At 36.9% G+C, this 17268-nt stretch carries 16 protein-coding genes; 4 read left to right on the top strand and 12 right to left on the bottom strand.

The window, feature by feature from the left end:
* Nucleotides 1-182 precede the first annotated feature (182 nt).
* Complete coding sequence (locus NO995_RS12520) at nt 183-929, bottom strand: energy transducer TonB (RefSeq protein ID WP_240572733.1); 747 nt, start codon at nt 927-929, stop codon at nt 183-185.
* A 100-nt stretch (nt 930-1029) separates the two neighbouring features.
* Nucleotides 1030-2037 (bottom strand): tetratricopeptide repeat protein, encoded by a 1008-nt coding sequence (locus tag NO995_RS12515; protein WP_258227802.1) that lies wholly within the window; start codon nt 2035-2037, stop codon nt 1030-1032.
* A gap of 205 nt (nt 2038-2242) precedes the next feature.
* Between NO995_RS12515 and NO995_RS12510 the strand changes: the two genes are divergently transcribed.
* Complete coding sequence (locus NO995_RS12510) at nt 2243-2737, top strand: RNA polymerase sigma factor (RefSeq protein ID WP_240572731.1); 495 nt, start codon at nt 2243-2245, stop codon at nt 2735-2737.
* A gap of 3 nt (nt 2738-2740) precedes the next feature.
* Nucleotides 2741-3373, top strand: a complete 633-nt coding sequence (locus tag NO995_RS12505; RefSeq protein WP_258227801.1) for a hypothetical protein — start codon at nt 2741-2743, stop codon at nt 3371-3373.
* Between the two features lie 193 nt (nt 3374-3566).
* Here the strand turns inward: NO995_RS12505 and NO995_RS12500 are convergent, their stop codons facing one another.
* From NO995_RS12500 to NO995_RS12455, 10 genes are all read right to left on the bottom strand, one after another.
* On the bottom strand, nt 3567-4145 hold the full coding sequence (locus tag NO995_RS12500; RefSeq protein WP_258227800.1) for a pseudouridine synthase: 579 nt from the start codon (nt 4143-4145) through the stop codon (nt 3567-3569).
* A gap of 1 nt (nt 4146) precedes the next feature.
* Nucleotides 4147-6471, bottom strand: a complete 2325-nt coding sequence (locus NO995_RS12495) for a type IA DNA topoisomerase (RefSeq protein WP_258227799.1) — start codon at nt 6469-6471, stop codon at nt 4147-4149.
* Nucleotides 6472-6553: 82 nt separating this feature from the next.
* Nucleotides 6554-7558, bottom strand: coding sequence for a glycoside hydrolase family 43 protein (locus NO995_RS12490; RefSeq protein ID WP_258227798.1), 1005 nt, complete (start codon nt 7556-7558; stop codon nt 6554-6556).
* 72 nt (nt 7559-7630) lie between these two features.
* The gene (locus tag NO995_RS12485) at nt 7631-8239 is read right to left on the bottom strand and encodes a hypothetical protein (RefSeq protein WP_258227797.1); all 609 of its coding nucleotides are present in this window, start codon (nt 8237-8239) and stop codon (nt 7631-7633) included.
* A 66-nt stretch (nt 8240-8305) separates the two neighbouring features.
* A complete protein-coding gene (locus NO995_RS12480; protein WP_258227796.1) occupies nt 8306-9541 on the bottom strand; it encodes a multidrug effflux MFS transporter in 1236 nt (411 codons plus the stop codon).
* An 86-nt stretch (nt 9542-9627) separates the two neighbouring features.
* Nucleotides 9628-10503, bottom strand: coding sequence for an AraC family transcriptional regulator (locus NO995_RS12475; RefSeq protein WP_258227795.1), 876 nt, complete (start codon nt 10501-10503; stop codon nt 9628-9630).
* Nucleotides 10504-10509: 6 nt separating this feature from the next.
* Nucleotides 10510-11076: a pentapeptide repeat-containing protein gene (locus tag NO995_RS12470; protein ID WP_258227794.1), complete on the bottom strand. Its 567-nt coding sequence runs from the start codon at nt 11074-11076 to the stop codon at nt 10510-10512.
* A 165-nt stretch (nt 11077-11241) separates the two neighbouring features.
* Nucleotides 11242-13359, bottom strand: a complete 2118-nt coding sequence (gene recQ, locus NO995_RS12465; protein ID WP_258227793.1) for a DNA helicase RecQ — start codon at nt 13357-13359, stop codon at nt 11242-11244.
* A 39-nt stretch (nt 13360-13398) separates the two neighbouring features.
* A complete protein-coding gene (locus NO995_RS12460; protein WP_258228015.1) occupies nt 13399-14196 on the bottom strand; it encodes a 1-acyl-sn-glycerol-3-phosphate acyltransferase in 798 nt (265 codons plus the stop codon).
* Between the two features lie 52 nt (nt 14197-14248).
* Nucleotides 14249-14896: a CoA pyrophosphatase gene (locus NO995_RS12455; protein ID WP_258227792.1), complete on the bottom strand. Its 648-nt coding sequence runs from the start codon at nt 14894-14896 to the stop codon at nt 14249-14251.
* A 5-nt stretch (nt 14897-14901) separates the two neighbouring features.
* Here NO995_RS12455 and NO995_RS12450 point away from each other — a divergent pair, with 5 nt between their 5' ends.
* Both NO995_RS12450 and NO995_RS12445 read left to right on the top strand, forming a co-directional pair.
* The gene (locus NO995_RS12450; RefSeq protein ID WP_258227791.1) at nt 14902-15600 is read left to right on the top strand and encodes a peptidylprolyl isomerase; all 699 of its coding nucleotides are present in this window, start codon (nt 14902-14904) and stop codon (nt 15598-15600) included.
* A gap of 1073 nt (nt 15601-16673) precedes the next feature.
* Nucleotides 16674-17255 (top strand): hypothetical protein, encoded by a 582-nt coding sequence (locus tag NO995_RS12445; protein ID WP_258227790.1) that lies wholly within the window; start codon nt 16674-16676, stop codon nt 17253-17255.
* The last annotated feature ends 13 nt before the right edge of the window (nt 17256-17268 follow it).

The following is a 17268-nucleotide window of genomic DNA, read 5'->3' as shown; positions in this document are numbered from 1 at the left end:
AAAGTGCCAACTTACTTTGGCTTTCCGAAAAGAGTCTTACCGAACTGTCATTTTTAATATCTGAAGTGTAATCATTCGGTTTTAAATCAAAAAAAAAGTCAATGAATACTGATGCTGCAATATTCATTGACTTTCTTAATTACCACTAAAATTAGCGGTAATCGTACTACATTACCTAATCGTTATTGTGTAGCACTGTATTTAAATACAATTGGCACGGCATAGTTTACTTTTACAGGTCTGCCACGTTGAGTACCTGGTTTCATTTTAGGTAATAGGCTTACTATTCGTTCGGCTTCTTTTTCTAAAATTTTATCTGGTCCTCTTGAACGTATTCCTGTTATATATCCTTTTTGATCTATGATAAAGACTACAGTAACACGACCTCCAATAGCCAAATCAAGTGCTGCTTCAGGGTAATGGAAATTATTTTTAACGTGCTCCAGCATTTTATCATTAAAACACTTAACGGTAGCAGCTTTAGATTTGCCTTCACAACCTGGAAATACAGGAACATTCTCAATAACTGAAAATGGCACCTCTACATCTTCGGCAACTTCAGCAACCTGTACATCAGAAACGCCTAAATCTGTATCGCCATACTCAACAATAGCATCTGTTTGAGTCACTTCGGTACTTTCAAAAATAGTTTCTTCTATAATTTCTTCGTCCTCAACTATTTCAACACTCTCAGTTACAATAGCTGGTGGCGGTGGCGGTGGCGGTAATGTTTGTGTATATTGCACAATAGGAATTTCTTCCTCGGTTTGAGCCTGCATATTAACATATCCTATATCTACATCTTCTGTTTCAAAGGTTTTATATTCTAAGGCTTGCCAAGACAAAAATAGCATGATATTAAGCCCGATAGCAAAATATAAACCGCTATTTCTGCCAATTTCTACATCGGGATTTTTTTTAGGTAACATAGTTGTTTATTTATAGTAGTAAAATTAGTCTATATGCCCGATTCCTACTATGACATTTATCATATGCCACCTATAAAATTTACTACATAAAAAGTAGACTTTATCCTTCTACACGTTGTCTTCTAAGGAGTATTTTAGCATAATCACGACTCTCTTTGTCACCGTAATCGCGGTAAGCTCGTTGTGCCCATTGTAAAGCCAAATCTGTATCACCTAAAACCTCATAAGAAACGGCAATATTATGAGCTGCTCGCCCAGCCGATTTGCTTCTTGGATTTTCATCAACAATACGTTTCCAGGCAGCTATCGCATCATTCCATTTAGCGACTTCGGCAGAGCGCCATCCGGCTCCAAACAAATCCTTATCGCGACCTTTTCCTTTTTTATACATATCGCGTTTTACACGATAGTAGCTTGGTAAAAACCGGTTGATATAATCAAATCCCGCAGCATAGGCAGTTTCCCCTAAAGCATTTATTGGCGCCACACCATTTACTAAATCAAAATTCATATAATGTGTTTGCTGAAACTGATCGATAATCGTTTTGGTATACGGATCGTACAATCGCCAGTAACTTCGAACATTTACACGAGCACCGGTTGGAATTCTGGCACTTGGTTTTCCTGTGGTAATTACAGCATTAACCTGATCGACCATCGCAGAACGTATTAAATCTGAATTAGAATCGAAGTTTTCCAAAACCAGTAACACATCGGCATTCGATTTTTCGCATATTTCAGACACCTTATCCCAAGGCAATAATTCGGGTGTTAATCTTGTTCCTGTTCCGTACAAACGTAAAGTATCCGGCATGATAATCTGGATATGGCTTTTATTCTGTATACCATCATAAACACCTTTCATGGCTTCATCTGAAGCTATTCGGTCTGAGCCCATAACTTCTCCGGTAGTAATGGCCTCCATGGTTTCAGCATTTTTATCTTCATCTTTGGTTAACGACCGATTCACCAAAACCACATTGGATACATTGTCTGGAAGTATAACTAACGGTTCCTGTGGATAATTTAAATTTACATAGCCCGAAGTTCCGCAAGACGTTAAGCTAAGAGCCATTATTCCTGATAATAAAAAGTAGATGTTTTTCATGTCTTTCGGGTTTAAGTTTTTCAGGTTAAAACAAGAAATATGCCATTTCTGTTTTAAAGCTCTGTTTTACCGGATGCTATATTACTAATATTTTTGATTTTATACCCCTATTATCATTCCTAACCATATTATCAAAAATATTATTTTTATAAAGTTGTAACGTTTTAAAACTTTAAGCTACTTACAATATAACTAAACCACTAATTTGAAAAAAGAACTAGAACATAGTTTTGTTGAATTGCTAGAAAAGCATCAGAATATTGTGCATAAGGTATGCCGGTTGTACACTAATAATTACGATGCTCATAACGATTTATTTCAGGAAATAACCATACAACTCTGGAAAGCCTACCCTAAGTTTAGAGGTGATGCAAAATTCAGTACCTGGATGTATCGTGTAAGTCTGAACACAGCCATTACATTATACCGAAAATCGAAGCGCAGCATCAACACACAAGACTTTGAAGGCGTTGAGTTTAAAATAAAATCTGAAGCTTATGATGATACCGAAGAAGAACAATTAAAAATTCTATACAAAGCCATACATCAACTTAATGATATAGAAAAAGCCCTGATATTTCTGTATTTAGAAGATAAAGACTATCGAGAAATAAGTGAAACTTTAGGAATTAGCGAGGTGAATGCACGAGTGAAAATGAACCGAATTAAAACCAAACTAAAAACCATATTAAATCCGTAAGCTATGGATGAATTAGATTTACTAAAAAAAGACTGGAACAAACCGTCCGACCACAATAAACTATCTGCAAAAGATATCTACCCAATGCTGCTTAAAAAATCGTCTTCCATCGTTAAGACCTTATTTTATATTAGCATTGCCGAGCTGGCCTTTTGGATTATAATAAACTTCATCCCCTATTTTGCTTCAGATGGCTATAAAGCCAAACTCGATTCAATTTACACTAACGAATATGTCTTTGGTGCCATTACCACCATTAGTTATGGCATTATTTTCCTATTCATTTATCTGCTCTATAAAGCCTACAAAGCTATTTCGGTGACCGATAGTGTTAAAAACCTAATGAAAAGCATAATTAAGACTCGTAAAATTATCAAATACTACGTGATTTATAATTTGGTTGTTGCCGGAGTTTCGTTACTAATTGGCTTTTATTATGCCTTTACCCACGATCCGGAACTTATAGACAAGTTTGCAGATTTAACCACCAAGCAAGTAGTTTTTATCTCTATGCTTGTAGTCGTTTTTACAGTGGTATTTGTACTTATTTTATGGCTATTTTATCGCCTTATCTACGGTTTACTACTTAAGCGTTTAAACAGTAATTATCAGGAATTAAAGAAACTGGAAGTTTAATCTTTCAGGCGTTACCCTTCGCTAAACTCAGGGTAGTGCTTTACGCGCTACACGGTAGCATGCTTCAAATACTTTCGTATTCACGATTTCCTTTTTATAACAATAAGAGTTTATGAGTAATCCCTAATGTGAATAGTGAAGTTATAAAATAGAACAGGTCAAAGAAGTGTCTAGAAATATAACCTGTCTAAACCTAAAATTCTTCTAACAGGTCAATAGGCATAACCTCACCAACCTGCATATTACTTAGGTGTAAGTGTCCCACACGCACACGTACTAGTCGAAGTGTTGGAAAACCAACTGCCGAAGTCATTTTTCGAACCTGCCTAAACTTACCTTCGTTAAGGGTTACAGAAATCCAAGTGGTTGGTCCGTGACGGTCATCACGTATTTTTTTAGATCGCGTTGGTAAATCAGGTTCCGTTTCCAGTTTAAAAACTTTACAGGGTTTGGTTTGGTATTTTTTACCGTTAAAACCTATTTCTACACCTGAAGCCATCTGTTCAATAGCGTCATGGGTTATAGCTCCGTTTACCAAAGCGTAGTATTCTTTATCAACTTTTTTACTATTTACAAAATCACTGGTTTTACCATCTGTAGTTAAAAGCAGTAAGCCTTCCGATTTTTCATCCAAACGACCAATAGACATAATACCTTCTGGAAAGTCATGTAAGCTTCCTAAAAAGTTTTTCTTTTGTTGTTTACTATCGTTACTGTAAAACTGACTTAAATAGCCATAGGGTTTGTAAATGATAAAGTGCTTGTGCTCCATTCTAAACACTTTCTGTTAAAATACGGTATACTAACTCTTTTGTTGGTGTTTGTCCGTTAATTTTCGCTTTTACATCTTCAAAAGTCACAACAAAGGTACACCCAGACTTGTAATCACTGCAACCGTAAGCCGATTTCCCCTTTATAATGGTACCCTGATGACATTTAGGACATTGTAATTCATCAGCATTTGAGTCATTTGGCGCAGCAACTCTAGCTTCACTTGTTTTGGCTTTTCCTTTTTTAGTTTCTAACTTTAATTTAAAATCATCATCTAAACGCACCAGGCCTTCTACCGTTCCTGCATCGGTTTTAAAACCTTTCAAATTTACCGTCGATCCTTTTTGAAGTAATCTTACAAATTGTTTTTCAGAGATTTTCTTTCCGCTAAACTCAAAAGGCATCACAAAATGACATCCCGATTTATAAGCGCTACAGCCATAAGCTGTTTTCCCTTTTATTATCTTACCTTCTTTACATTTCGGGCATGTTTCAGCTAAAATACCAGCCTGTTTTTTCTGCTCGGCTTTAACTTCGCGTTTCTTCACGGTTACGGCATGCGAAATGTTAGCACGAGTTGCTTCACTGCGCACCTCGTAAACCAAAGCATCTACCATGCGCTTCATATTTTTTATAAACGCTGCGGCACTGTATTCGCCTTTTTCAATATCTTTTAATTGCTTTTCCCAGCTACCGGTTAATTCCGCCGATTTTAATAAATCATTCTGAATCGTATCTATCAACTGAATTCCTGTAACGGTTGGCAATACCTGCTTTTTATTACGCTTAATGTATTTACGCTTAAATAAAGTCTCTATTATATTCGCCCGCGTTGAGGGACGACCAATACCATTTTCTTTCATTAGCTCACGTAAATCCTCATCATCAACCTGTTTTCCTGCAGTTTCCATAGCACGTAATAACGACGCCTCTGTGAATTGATTTGGCGGTTTGGTTTCCTTCTCTAAAAACGAAGGTTCATGCGGGCCTTTTTCACCTTTTTCAAAGCTTGGCAAAATACCGCTTTCCTTTTCTTTTTTATCCGGACTTTCAAAAACCACACGCCAGCCTTTCTTTAATATTTCTTTTCCTGTGGTTTTAAATGATACTTTATCGGCTTCTCCAATAACTGATGTATTCGCCACCAGACAGTCATCATAAAATACGGCGATAAAACGTTTTACAATAATATCGTAAACCTGCTTTTGATTGTATGGTAATTGCGACTGCATACCGGTGGGAATAATAGCATGGTGATCGGTAACTTTTTTGTCATTGAATACCTTGCTCGATTTTCTAATCTTCTTACCCAAAAGTGGTTGGGTTAAAGCGGCATATTCGGTTAGATTTCTAAGAATACCTTCTACTTTCGGATACACATCATTTGGTAAAAACGTCGTATCTACCCTTGGGTAAGTCACCACTTTTTGCTCATATAAACTCTGAACAATCTTCAAGGTATCTTCAGCTGAAAAACCAAATTTATTATTACAATACACCTGTAAGCCTGTTAAATCGAACAGTTTGGGTGCATATTCCTTTCCATCCTTCTTTTCAATGGAAACAATCTCGAAGTCACTTTCTTTAACGCGATTGGCTAAAACCTCCCCGTCTTCCTTCTTTAAAAACCGCCCTTCCTCACAACTAAACAAAGTATCGCGATACATGGTTTGTAATTCCCAATACGGCTGTGGCTTAAAGTTTTCAATTTCCTTGAAACGATTCACAACCATCGCCAAAGTTGGCGTTTGTACGCGCCCGATAGACAAAACCTGTTTGTATCCACCATGTTTTAAAGTGTATAAACGCGTGGCGTTCATACCCAATAACCAGTCACCTATCGCTCTGGAAAAACCGGCGTAATATAAATTATCATACTTTTCAGATGGCTTCAAGTTTTCAAAACCTTCTTTAATGGCTTCGGTGGTTAACGAAGAAATCCAAAGACGTTTCACTTCACCTTTGTAATTCGCTTCATTCATTACCCAACGCTGAATAAGCTCTCCTTCCTGCCCGGCATCCCCACAGTTTATAACCACATCGGCTTTTTCAAACAGACTCTTAACAATTTTAAATTGCTTTTGAATTCCTGAATTGGATACTACCTTCGTTTCAAACTTTTCAGGCAGCATAGGCAGATTATTCAAATCCCAGCTTTTCCAGTACGGTTTATAATCGTTAGGTTCCTTTAAAGTACACAAATGCCCGAAGGTATACGTTACTGCATAGCCATTCCCTTCGAAATACCCATCACGTTTGGTATTCGCTCCTAAAACAGTAGCAATTTCTCGTGCCACACTCGGTTTCTCGGCTATACAGACTTTCATTCGATTACACTAAATAAGAGCCCGCAAAATAGCAATTTTGAAGTAGTTTTTACAGAAGACTTATCAGGAGTTATTAACGAAATTAATCTCCAACCGCCTGCATAAAATCAGGGAAACCACTTGGCGTCCATTTTACTACTCTTGCTCTGGTTGCTCGATTCGGGTCTGAAAGCTCATGCCCTTTAATCTCCTTATAATCACGGGCATGGTAAATCATAATCAACTCTTTACCGTCTTCTGAAGTGGTGAATGAATTATGCCCTGGTCCGTAGCGTTTTACATCTTCGTTGGTATAAAATACGGGGCCAGGTGATTTATTCCAGTTTTTAAAATCTAAAAGATCCTTATCTTCATCAATCCACATTAAACCGACACAGTAGTTATGATTGGTAGCACTTGCCGAATAGGTTACAAAAATTCTACCACCGTGTTTTATTACCGCAGGTCCTTCGTTTACATTGTATTTCATACGTTCCCAGCTAAATTCTGGTTCGGTAATTACTACTTCAGGTCCCACCAATGTGGTTGGATTTTTCATTTCAGACAAGACCAATCCTGTTCCATGAGCTCCACCACGTACATTTTGCGCCCAAATCATATAACGTTTACCATTGTGTTCAAATGTTGTGGCATCTAAAGAAAAGGATTCTTGTTTGGCTTTCACCTTACCCTCTTCTTTCCATGTGCCTTTCATTGGATCTTCTGAAGTGTTAGATAAAGCCCACATTCTGATATTCCAGATATTTTCGGCTTCGCCAGCTGCAAAATAAATATACCAGACACCATCAATTTTGTGTAACTCCGGTGCCCAGATATGATGCCCCATCACACCAGTTTTATGCTTGGTCCACACCACTTTTTCTTCAGCTTCCTTTAAGCCGTTAATAGTGTTAGCTTTTCTAATAACAATTTTATCATATTCGGGAACGGTAGCAATTAAATAATAAATGCCGTCATCGGTTTTAAACACCCAGGGATCGGCACGTTCTTCTGCTATTGGGTTATTAAATTGTTCGTTCTGCGCAAAAGACTGCAAGGGCATAATAACAAAACATGCCAGAAAAAGTAGTGGTGATAAGAATTTCATATGTAGTTTAGTTTTAATAAAATATAATAAGTGACTAATTTACACTTTTTATTAAAACTTCCTAATTCCGTTTTAAAAAGTATAGGTTTTGGCCGGACTAAAATTATTATCAAAAAGTATTTCTGCATGACCACTAGCGGCATCGTAAGGCGCTTTTGCAACCATCGATGGATTGGACGGATAGGTTCCGTTTGTATATATCAGCTCCTTTAATTCTCCTTGAGACCTGGTTAAAATAATTTTCCAACCATTTTTCATAGTCTGCTCTACCCACAGTGGTGTACTGGTTACGGTAAACTTAGTGATTGGTTTTAGTTCAGGACTTAATAGTAGCAGGGTACATCCCCCTGTTCCACAAAAATAAGACGTCATAAAATTTACAAAGACCTCATTGTTTCCATCATCATTTAAATCGATTTGATAAAGCTGAAACTTGCGTTGTGATTCATCAATAATATTCAGATCACCTTCAGATAAATACTGAGTTGTTATAAAATCCTTTATTTGTTCCGCGAGCGTATCATTTACACTTTGTGGAGTAAAGATTTCTTTGGGCTCTTCATTTTTAACCTCAACCTGTTCAACTTGCTCTACTATAGGTTCAGTAACTTGATTCTCTATCTTCTTTTTACAGGTATACAAGACACTAACAACGACAAACAATAAAAGTACATTTTTCATGAATTATTAATTTTAGAAACCTATCCTAAATTTAATCAAATTCTTAAAAAAACGAATATGAAGAAACTATTTACTGGTATCGATAGCCAATACCATATCTTTACTTTTAACTTTTTTAGACATGAAAAAGAACAGATTACCAATCAAACTACAAGTAAACATGGCTACACCAATTGGTACTAAATCTTTAGAATGAAATAACGCAATTAAGGTTCCAGAAACAAAACCTAATAGGAATCTGAAAATCCCTAAAGTTGCATTTGCAGAACCGCTTACTTCAGGATTACTATTCAAAATTAAGGCTGTTCCGTTACCAAAAACCAATCCCAAACTACCTACATAAAACACAATCAATACAAACACACTCCAAAACGACACACTTTCAAACTGCACCGATAAAAATAATAAGAATCCTGCCAATAGCTGCATATACAAACCTATTCGCAACAAACGCTTTGGTTTGTAGAATTTAAGAAGGTATGTATTCAATAAAGATAATAAGATATTTAACAAGATAGTAGCTCCAAAAATTAACGGGAAATGTGCCTGATTAACCTCAAAATATTCTAAGTAGATAAACGACGAACTCGTAATAAAAATATACAGTCCGGACACCGGAAAACTTATTGCCATAAGCATAATCACCGATTTTCTATCGGACAGAAATACTTTGTACTTCTCTAATAATTGTCTGGTATTAAAATTTTTGGTAATTAGCTTTTCATCTCTGGATTCTGGAATAAGCATGTAAAATAATGTAAACAGAATCACCGCCCAGATACACAAAAAGAAAAAGACCCCTTGCCATCCGTTATAATGAATGATTGCGGAACCAAACACTGGAGCAAACAAAGGTGCCAGCATCATAATCATGGTTGTGATCGTAATCAGTTTAGCTACTTTTTCACCATGATACCAATCACGAATAAACAAATTCGCTGTAACTGTTGCAAAACCACCGCCAAAAGCCTGAAGGATTCGCAGAGCCAATACACCTTCTATTGCAGAACAGAATGGTATAGCCAATGCCGAAAGTCCGTAAAGTGTAATTCCTGTTAAAGCTATTGGTTTTCTACCAAAGGCATCAGAAAGCGGACCCCCAAAAAAGTTTCCAATGGCAAACCCGAGAAAATATAAGGTAATAGTTAATTCTACCACATTAATATCCACCCCAAAAAACGTTGCCATTAGCGGCATGGCCGATAAATATGAATCTATTGCAAATGGCGACAATGCTATCAATGCCGCCAAAAACAATATGATAATTTTGCTATTACCCTTATTAACTCTAAACTTTTTCATATGCAATTTTCTCCCTTCGGAAGGTGCAAAGATAACTCGGCTTAAAAGTTTAACAGCAATTCAAAATAAGGTGAAAATGATATTTTTTAAGGTAGTTTTCTAAAAACCGAAGGTGTTACTCCTTCATTATTTTTAAAGAATTTAATAAAGTTGGTCGCTTCTTCAAACCCCATAATCATTGATATCTCTTCAATAGATTTTGTGGTTTGTACCAGTAAAGATTTGGCACGAAGCATCTGATAATTGGTTAAAATCTGTTTCGCTGAAAGTCCATTGGCGCGCTTGGTACATTCCGACAAATAAATAGGTGTAATATTCAACTGGCTGGCGTATTCGGCAATCGTTTTATACTTAACGGTTTCTTCAAGCACCAGTTCTTCAAAGGCATTGGTAAGCTCTTCGTAACGCTTCAATTTTACATTACCAGATTCTCCTTTTAAAATTCTCTTAATGTAATTCAACAAAATATTTAAGTACGATTGAATGATTTCAATACATTGTGGTTCGTTATTCTCAAACTCGCGATGCATGACTTCCAATAACTGCTTGATATATTGCTTTTCTTCTTTACTAATTTTAAACGACGGTTTGGTATTTAGTTTAAAAAACGGAAACTCATGCTGGATATCGTATTGGTGACGTTTGGGCGTAAAAAACTTGGCTTTGAAAAACACAATGATACCTACCGGTTTTTCCTTTCGAATTACCGAAAGCGATTGCATAGGCGACGTGAACATAATAGAGTCACTTAAGTCTTTCATCTTGGTATGCCCTACCTGGACTTCATTCTTATTCTCCTCGTAAAATGTAATCTCGAAAAACCTCTTGTAATGCGGAAAAGTCTCTACTGTTCGTGCATAATCTAAATCGTCAAACTTTAGAATAAAGAAATCTGGTGACACGCTTTTTTTGGTCACATGGAGTTCGGTAAGTAGATCGTCTATAGTATCGAATACCTTCATAGAGAGTTATTCTATTTTTATTTGATACGCCTCCAAGAGTCCAGAAACGCCTTCCAAAGCAAATTTAGCGCCTTTCATTTTATTATGCTCAGGATGAATTCGATAATTTATTGATGTTCTAAAATCGGTATGTTCTAAAACCGTATTCTGAAATGTCGCCTCTTTAAAATCGCAGCCTTCCAGATTTAAACCGCTTAAATCGGCTTCCGTGAAATCGACATGTATACACTTACTGTTAACAATGCTGCTGGTTTTTAGTCCGACCTGATAAAAGGAAGAATGATCAAGCACGCAGTCATCAATTTTAATCTCCAGAGCAAAGGTGTTACAATACTCGAAATGTAACCCCAGCATTTTACAGCGTTTAAACTCCACATCCTGAAAACTGGTATGCGTAATATTAGCAGAACTCAAATTACAGTCAATAAACTCGCATTCCATGAATTTAATTTCAGATAGAAAGCTTTCAGAAAAATTACAATTAATAAATCTACAGTAATCGTAATCACCTTTTGGCAATCGGTTTACTGTAAAGTCTTGTTTTTCGAAAACTTCGTCTTCTGTGATGTGCATTGATTAACTTTATAATTATATTGTTGACCAGTCATGGTATATAGAGATGCTGAAATAAATTCAGCATGACAGGTATTATATTTTCGAAGATAAAAAAGAAATATAATAAATGACTACTATTACTTTAAATAGATACTGAAACAAGTTCAGTATGATAACCTACTCCTAACCCTTCTCAATAACACTCAACGCCAAACGAATTTTAAAGTAATCCATCTGCTCGTTAAAGTAATCGAAATACGGTTTTAAAGCATCAGGTGCGTCCAGCTCTTTATAGGCTTTTTTTACCGCAGCCACTTCGTTTTTTGTTACAAAATCGTAGATATTTATGGCTTTACCATCTTTATATAACTTAGCTATATGTGAGTAAATAGTTGGTGATTTCAGCTTTCGTTTTATAGATATTTCTTCAATAGACAAACCTTGCTTATACATCTCGTAAGTAACCAAATGTGTATCGTTCTTTTTAGGTTTCTTAGGTTTTGTGCCCATAAAATCGAGAATCTCGGCAATAAACTCATCACCATAAACTTCGAGCTTACGCTGCCCGACCCCGCTAATGCGTAAAAAGTCATCTTCACTCATAGGGCGTTCGCGTTCAATTTCTTTAAGTGTGGCATCACTAAACACCAGGTACGCGGGAATATCTTCCTCTAAAGCAATCTTATAACGTAACTGACGTAAACGCTCAAATAATCCAGTACCTTTTGGTTTCGATACTTTACGCTCACGTTCCGCTGGCTTTTGTTTCACCTCAGCAACCTCTGTTGGTTTGGTTAACGATACCTTTAAACCTTCGAACAGCACCTTTTTTGAAAATTCGGTAAGATGTAAGGCGTTATTCTTATGAAAAGCGATTTCGCAAAACCCCTGATTAATCAACTGAATAATATAATGCTGCCAGTCTTTCCAGGCTATATCTTTACCAATACCAAAAGTTTTTAACTGGGTGTAACCTTTCTCCATCACCGCTGCATTATGCGACCCACGCAACACATCAATCACCATACCAATAGCTTCGGTTTCCTTTAAGCGATAGATGGCCGACAATACCTTTTGCGCTATAATCGTTCCATCAAAAAACTGTGGCGGGTTTTTACAGACATCGCAGTTCCCGCAATTCTCAGCCAATAATTCTCCAAAGTAACTCAACAGTATTTTTCTTCGGCAGGTAGTGGCTTCAGAGAACTGTTTCATACGTTCTATTTTAGCAACCTGAACATCTTCATTAGACGTACCCGAAGCAAAATTTCTTAACTGAATCACATCGGCATAACTGTGAAATAACACCGCATGCGATTTTAAGCCGTCACGTCCCGCACGACCAATTTCTTGATAATAGCCCTCTATATTTTTAGGCATGTTATAATGCACTACCCAACGCACGTTCGATTTATCAATCCCCATCCCAAAGGCAACCGTAGCACATACAATGGGAGTTCTATCGAAAATAAAATCTTCCTGAACCTTATTACGCTGATCGAAATTCAATCCGGCATGATAAGCCTTGGCTTTAATCCCGTTATTAGATAATTTCTCTGCGAGTTGCTCGGTAGCTTTTCGGCTTAAACAATATATAATTCCCGATTGGTCTGGTCGTTTTCTAATAAACTTTACAATTTGCGACACGCGATTATCGGCGGCACGCACCTCCAGTGAAATGTTTTTTCTATCGAACGACGAAATAAACTGCTGGGCATGCTCAATCTGCAACTGCTTTAAAATATCATCGCGCGTGGCTTTATCGGCCGTAGCCGTTAAAGCAATAAACGGTGTATTGGGTAAGCTGGCTTTTAAAAAGCCTAACTGCTGGTAACTGGGACGAAAATCATGACCCCACGATGAGATACAATGCGCCTCATCAATAGCCACACAACTAATGTATGTTTCCTTTAAAATATTCTGTAAACCCGGTAAACTTTCAGGTGCTACATACAATAATTTTAACTGCTTTGCGACCACCTGTTCAATAATGGCTTCCTGCTCTTCGGCACTCTGGCTACTGTTAAAAAACGACGCCTTGATTCCATTGGCATTTAATCCGTCCACCTGATCTTTCATTAAGGCAATTAAAGGCGAAATAACCAGAGTAACTCCAGGAAATGACAAAGCAGGCAGCTGGAAACATATCGATTTTCCACCACCGGTAGGCATTATTACCAAACAATCCTGCTTGTTTAGTAAAGTTTCAACAATGTCTTTTTGCTGCGCACGGAAACTATCGTAACCAAAATAATGCTTCAGGTTCGATAATACCAGATTTTGAATATTTGTAATTTGCATGTAGCTGTGTCGTGAAAAGACCAGAGAGAATGGCTTAGTCTACCACTCTCTAAGTTTATTCAATTCCTCCTGTGCCTCTAATTCTTTTTGAGGAATCACTTTTAAAAACGATGGATGTTGCTCGATAGCAAATTCTATTTTTTTTACGATATCTTCGGTTGTTTCGTTATCGTAATCAATCTCTAACGGGGCTTTAATCTCCATACTTTGAAGAATGTTTTTCTTCTTGATGCGTAAGCCTTTTTTATCGAACGAACGACGGAACCCATCAATTACGATAGGCACCACCACTGGTTTGTAGCGTTTTATAATATGAGCCGTTCCTTTACGAATCGGTTTAAACGGTGTGGTTGTACCCTGCGGAAAGGTAATTACCCAACCATCGTCCAGCGCTTTCCCTATATTCGAGATATCGCTCATTTTTACCTGACGGTTTACATCTTTACCTTCAGCTCGCCAGGTACGCTCGATACTAATCGACCCCACATACGCTAATATTTTTGGGAGTAAGCCGGCTTTCATGGTTTCTTTGGCTGCTACGTAATAGATATTCAGTTTAGGATGCCACAAATAGCCTACATTTTTTATGGAATCGACACGACCGCTTAAACTTGCGTTAAACACGTGAAACATGGCTACCACATCGGCAAAATACGTCTGATGATTCGAAATGAACAGCACGTTTTTATCCGGAAGATTTTTGATAATTTCAGAACCTTCAATTTGTAGTTCGTTAAATCCGCGAAAGCGCTGATGCGTCATGGCGCCCAACACGCGAATTAACCACTTCTTTACAATAAGTATATGTCCAAACGGATTTCTTTTAAACAACCCCATAAAATCGTGCCTCAAATAAATTTAGTTAGCAGCTACAAAAGTAATAAATCTATTAGACTACTATGGCCGTTTTTAATAAGTCTTTTATTTCACTGAGCATCATGGCGGTAGCTCCCCACACCACATAATCGTTCAATTTAAAGGCAGGAACCTCAACTTCAGGACTATAAGACGTTTGCAGGGTTTTGGCAATCACGTTCGCATCGTCTAAAAAATCGCTTAAAGCCACTTCAATAAGTGCTTCAACTTCTTCATCCTGCTTTATAAACTGAGGGGTTTCATGACATACCCCTATAAACGGAAACACATAAAAATTACTTGGCGGAATATACACCTCGGTTAACTGGCGTAATACTTTAATATTTTGCTCCGGTACCCCTACCTCTTCAAACGTTTCACGTACAGCAGCGGCTTCAATAGAGGCATCGTCGTCTTCCAGCTTACCTCCGGGAAAGCCCACCTGTGCCGAATGTACGCCTTTATAAGTCTTCCGTAAGATTAAAATAATATTGGTAATATGTGATCTATCAGGATAAAACAAAGCCATAACGCCTGCCTGCCGTGCCTGTTTTATGGCTTCACGTTGCATACGTAATTCTTCCCGACGAAACGTGGGTACCATTTTAAACTGTGCAGATTCGGCTGGTAGTGGTATATTTTTTATTTTTGAAGCAACTTTTAAAAATTCATCAAAATTCATACACTATGCGCTTTATCTTGTTTTTATGTTTTTCCTGTTTATTTCTGAATTGTGAAGATAAACAATCTAAACAAAAAAATAAGACCCAAGAGCAGAAGACTGAAACCGCAGCCGACAAACCGAAACTGGTAGAACCTAAAAAACGTACCTACCCAAAACTTACGGATAAGAACGCCATGGAGTTCTTTTTAAAGTACGGCGAAGAGAACAAGGAAAATAAAGTGCGTATTACTACCGACTTTGGTGATATCGAGATTTTATTGTTTGAAGAAACCAAATACCACCGTGCTAATTTTATCTTTTTAACAAAACAGAAGTATTTTAACGGCACCCAGTTTTACCGTGTGATTAATAACTTTATGGTTCAGGCGGGCAGTAGTGACGATATTGAAGTGGGTAGAAAACGTGCCAATATTGGACGTTATTTATTACCTGCCGATACCAAACGTGGTTTTAAACACGATCGCGGGGTGATTTCTATGCCAAGTAGTGAAATTGACAACCCACATAAGCTGGCATCGCCTTTCGAGTTTTTTATTGTGCAGCAACATGGTGGCTCCCACTTTTTAGATGGTGATTTCTCCATTTTTGGTCGCGTTACCAAAGGTATGGAGGTGATTGATAAAATTGCTGCCGTTGAAACCGATGATGCCGACTGGCCTTTAAAGAATATTTACATCCGTAATGTTGATATTATAGAGTAAGGTTTGATGATCAGTGACTGGTGACCGATGATGGGTGACGAATGCAGGAAGTGTTAACTGTCATACTGAACTCATTTCAGCATCTCTACGACATCACATTCAGACCCTGAAATCGAAGATTCAGCGTAACTAAACCAGTTGTTTTTTTTCCTTCAAAATGAACTTATTAAACCTCTTATTACCCTTACTTTTTTACATCGCCGAAAAAAGTAACAAAAAACGCAATATTACAAATACTGTCATGCTGAATTCGTTTCAGCATCTCTACTACATCTTGCTTAGCCCCTGAAATCGAAGATTCAGCATAGCTAAACCAGTTGTTTGTTTTCCTTCAAAATGAACTTATTAAACCTCTTATTTCCCTTACTTTTTTACATCGCCGAAAAAAGTAACAAAAAACGCTAGACTTCTGATTCATTTCTTGAATATCTGATTTTAAGGCTTTGCATGCGCATGGCAAACGCTACGCTAGGCCATGCTCCTCTGCCCCTGCCGCACCTTAAAACTGATATTACTACAAAATAAATCATAGGTCGAAACATAAAAAAACAACTTCTTAATTCTGATTTTAAACCAAAAATAAGAACAACAAATATTGTTAGAAACTCATCTCCAACGTAAGCATAACAAGGCAAAGCTCCGAGATTCAGGAACGCAGTGACGCGGAGTTTGCATTGCGGTTTTCGGTATGCCGAAAAATGCCTATCGTTGGAGGGTCTTTTTCTTTGGTTCGTTTCTTTTGGACAAGCAAAAGAAATGAACAAAATAATTCGAAAAATAAAACCATTTGAGACAATTTGGGACTGAAGCCAAAAAAACAGGGGTTTTGTTGCAGTTTTGTTCGAGGATTGTTCAGCTCTCGTTCGGGGTTATGTTTTTTAAATACACCTTTAGCTGAACAAGGGTGCTACTAAAGTGGTTTTAAACGAGAATAATGGTAAGATGTAGAGTTGTTTAAAACTACAAATAAATTCATTTTTAGTTCGTAGGAATAGCATGTATATTTATCAAAATAAATATAGCAAAGGTAAACGATATTGTGCTTATCAATGCGTTGTATGTAAACTTTAAAAATGGAATTAAAAGATATAATATTACTTTCACTTGGACTTGCAGGCTGGGTTTGGGGAATAATTCAGTTCATCCTTAAAAGGAAATATCAAAAAAGTGATATAGCCGTTGAAAAAAGATTTGAAGTTTATTCAAACTTCATGAATCAAATAGATGAAATGAGTGCTGAAATAAGAACAAATCCAAATATGATTTATGGTATTAGAAATGAATTAATGAGTGAACTATTGACAGGTGATGAGATAAAAATAAACAATGCCTTAATAAAGTTTAATTCAGAACTCATTGAAATGACAAAAATATCACTGAAACCCATGATGATCATTAATCAGGAACTGAATAAACTAAAACTTGTCGCTAGTAAAAAATTATTGCCAAAAATAAATGAGTACAAACAATTGGTAACAGATTTTTCTAATGAATATCAACTTATATTAAATAAAATTTCAAATTCTAATGACATTAAAAAAACTGCCGAAGAATTAAAAACAATTGGTAAGACTGAAAGAGATGCAAGGATGAGTGAGTTATGGACTGAAATCGAAAGTATGATGCGAGAAGAAATCGACTATTATAAAAAATAAGTCAACACAAAAC

Origin of the sequence: Aestuariibaculum sp. M13 (assembly GCF_024723255.1) — a bacterium.
In the GTDB taxonomy this organism is placed as follows: Bacteria; Bacteroidota; Bacteroidia; order Flavobacteriales; family Flavobacteriaceae; genus Aestuariibaculum; species Aestuariibaculum lutulentum.
The sequence above is the reverse complement of the archived record's forward strand: the minus strand, read 5'-3'. Positions and strand labels throughout refer to the sequence as shown.

What these genes read in the sequence shown, in the direction of transcription:
- NO995_RS12505 (WP_258227801.1), top strand. Translation starts at nt 2,741, where the DNA reads ATGGATGAATTAGATTTACTAAAAAAAGACTGGAACAAACCGTCCGAC.
- NO995_RS12490 (WP_258227798.1), bottom strand. Translation starts at nt 7,558, where the DNA reads ATGAAATTCTTATCACCACTACTTTTTCTGGCATGTTTTGTTATTATG.
- NO995_RS12470 (WP_258227794.1), bottom strand. Translation starts at nt 11,076, where the DNA reads ATGCACATCACAGAAGACGAAGTTTTCGAAAAACAAGACTTTACAGTA.
- NO995_RS12500 (WP_258227800.1), bottom strand. Translation starts at nt 4,145, where the DNA reads ATGGAGCACAAGCACTTTATCATTTACAAACCCTATGGCTATTTAAGT.
- NO995_RS12455 (WP_258227792.1), bottom strand. Translation starts at nt 14,896, where the DNA reads ATGAATTTTGATGAATTTTTAAAAGTTGCTTCAAAAATAAAAAATATA.
- NO995_RS12450 (WP_258227791.1), top strand. Translation starts at nt 14,902, where the DNA reads ATGCGCTTTATCTTGTTTTTATGTTTTTCCTGTTTATTTCTGAATTGT.
- NO995_RS12445 (WP_258227790.1), top strand. Translation starts at nt 16,674, where the DNA reads ATGGAATTAAAAGATATAATATTACTTTCACTTGGACTTGCAGGCTGG.
- NO995_RS12515 (WP_258227802.1), bottom strand. Translation starts at nt 2,037, where the DNA reads ATGAAAAACATCTACTTTTTATTATCAGGAATAATGGCTCTTAGCTTA.
- NO995_RS12495 (WP_258227799.1), bottom strand. Translation starts at nt 6,471, where the DNA reads ATGAAAGTCTGTATAGCCGAGAAACCGAGTGTGGCACGAGAAATTGCT.
- recQ (WP_258227793.1), bottom strand. Translation starts at nt 13,359, where the DNA reads ATGCAAATTACAAATATTCAAAATCTGGTATTATCGAACCTGAAGCAT.
- NO995_RS12480 (WP_258227796.1), bottom strand. Translation starts at nt 9,541, where the DNA reads ATGAAAAAGTTTAGAGTTAATAAGGGTAATAGCAAAATTATCATATTG.
- NO995_RS12460 (WP_258228015.1), bottom strand. Translation starts at nt 14,196, where the DNA reads ATGGGGTTGTTTAAAAGAAATCCGTTTGGACATATACTTATTGTAAAG.
- NO995_RS12520 (WP_240572733.1), bottom strand. Translation starts at nt 929, where the DNA reads ATGTTACCTAAAAAAAATCCCGATGTAGAAATTGGCAGAAATAGCGGT.
- NO995_RS12485 (WP_258227797.1), bottom strand. Translation starts at nt 8,239, where the DNA reads ATGAAAAATGTACTTTTATTGTTTGTCGTTGTTAGTGTCTTGTATACC.
- NO995_RS12475 (WP_258227795.1), bottom strand. Translation starts at nt 10,503, where the DNA reads ATGAAGGTATTCGATACTATAGACGATCTACTTACCGAACTCCATGTG.